The sequence below is a fragment of the Parasutterella secunda genome (assembly GCF_016901835.1).
Lineage (GTDB): Bacteria > Pseudomonadota > Gammaproteobacteria > Burkholderiales > Burkholderiaceae_F > Aphodousia > Aphodousia faecavium.
Genome location: NZ_JACJKX010000053.1, coordinates 1 through 363 on the forward strand (window position 1 = coordinate 1; position 363 = coordinate 363).

1 protein-coding gene is annotated in these 363 nt (G+C 43.3%); it reads left to right on the forward strand.

Annotated elements, in window-relative coordinates:
* Nucleotides 1-94: 94 nt before the first annotated feature.
* Nucleotides 95-363 (forward strand): helix-turn-helix domain-containing protein (locus H5985_RS09670; RefSeq protein ID WP_205051026.1); only part of this gene is annotated, 269 nt, incomplete at its 3' end.

Here is a 363-nt window from a genome sequence, read left to right on the forward strand (position 1 = left end):
GAAGACCTTTGCTCACAGCCAAAAAGACCTAGGCAGTGTACAAAAGTGGCCGAGAGCCTGTACTATCCATGCTCCGACTACCACATCAGTTGCTATGAAAAAATACAAACATCTCAGCCAAGAGCAAAGATACCATATTTATGCCCTTCGTAAAGCAGGTTTCTCTCAGAAATTTATCGCTCAAGAGCTTCAAGTATCACCTTCGACAATTTGCCGAGAGATTCGAAGAAATAAAGGTCTTAAAGGTTATCGACCACAACAAGCTCACCGAAACGCTTGTACTCGACGTCGCCAAGCTGCACAACTGAACGTTCGTCAAGTTCCTGATTCGACCAAGCAAAGAGTTTTGGAATTAATTCGTTT